Genomic DNA, 1,151 nt, shown 5'->3' with positions numbered 1-1,151 from the left:
TGCCTGACCATTTCGCCACTGACTATCAAGGTTCAGGTGGGAGTAGTAATACCGCAGGCGTGAAAATCCAATTGGAATATGATTTACTTAGTGGCCAATTTCTTAACGTGCAGCTTGGACCAGGAAAGAATAATGATAAAACATACGGTACTATCTGCCTTGAAACCGTAGAAGCGGGCGATTTGTGTTTACGTGATCTTGGTTACTTCGATTTAGGAGACTTACAAACCATTCATGATAAAAAGGCTTATTATATCTCGAGGTTGAAGTTGAATACACGCATTTATATCAAGAACCCTGAACCAGAATACTTCAACAATGGTACGTTAAAAAAGCAGACAGAATACATCCAGCTTGATATGACACAAATGATGTCTGGTCTAATCCCTGGTGAAACGATAGAAATTCCCGAGGCATACATTGGCCAAAATCAGAAACTTCCAGCACGTGTTATTATCCATCGTTTAACCGATGATCAAACGCAAACACGTCTGAAAAACCAAGCGATACGTGAAAAGAAGAAAGGTATTGTCATGAAGGATAAAAGTAAACGTTTAATGGGCATGAATGTATATATCACGAACACGTCGCTAGAAGAAGTACCGACGAACTACGTGCATTCATTATATTCACTTCGTTGGCAAATTGAAATTTTGTTTAAAACGTGGAAGTCATTCTTTGAAATTGATGAATGTAAAAATATTAAAAGGGAACGCCTAGAGTGCCATTTATATGGGCAACTCATCGGCATTCTCCTCTGTTCTTCTACGATGTTTCAAATGCGACAGTTTCTGCTTGAAAAGAAAAAGCAGGAGCTGAGTGAATACAAAGCGATTTATATGATTAAAGATTACTTTCCTTTACTGTTTCAAGCGATAGCCGTTGGCACAGAAGAACTTTTAAAAATTCTGCATCGCCTTTATCAGCTGCTCAAAAAAAACGGTCGTAAATGTCATAGGTATAAGAAGATGACCGTCTTTGATATTCTAGGGATTGTGTATAAAACGACGGTGAAGCATAAACAAGCTGCCTAGCGAAAAAATCGCATTTTAATAGGCTTCTTTAGCATGCCTACTTTTTTATCACTTGCTAGTTTTGAAACAAGGATTATTTCTTACCTAGTAAATTACTTGGTTAACTTGATGGGCATG

General features: G+C 37.8%; 1 protein-coding gene. It reads left to right on the top strand.

Annotated features, from left to right (window positions below; genetic code table 11):
* Positions 1–1,034: IS4 family transposase (locus AC0IXC_RS29045; RefSeq protein ID WP_471653711.1), on the top strand; the 1,034-nt coding region annotated here is incomplete at its 5' end.
* Between the last annotated feature and the right edge of the window lie 117 nt (positions 1,035–1,151).

This window comes from Bacillus sp. AC266, from assembly GCF_979253805.1.
The sequence above is the reverse complement of the archived record's forward strand: the minus strand, read 5'-3'. Positions and strand labels throughout refer to the sequence as shown.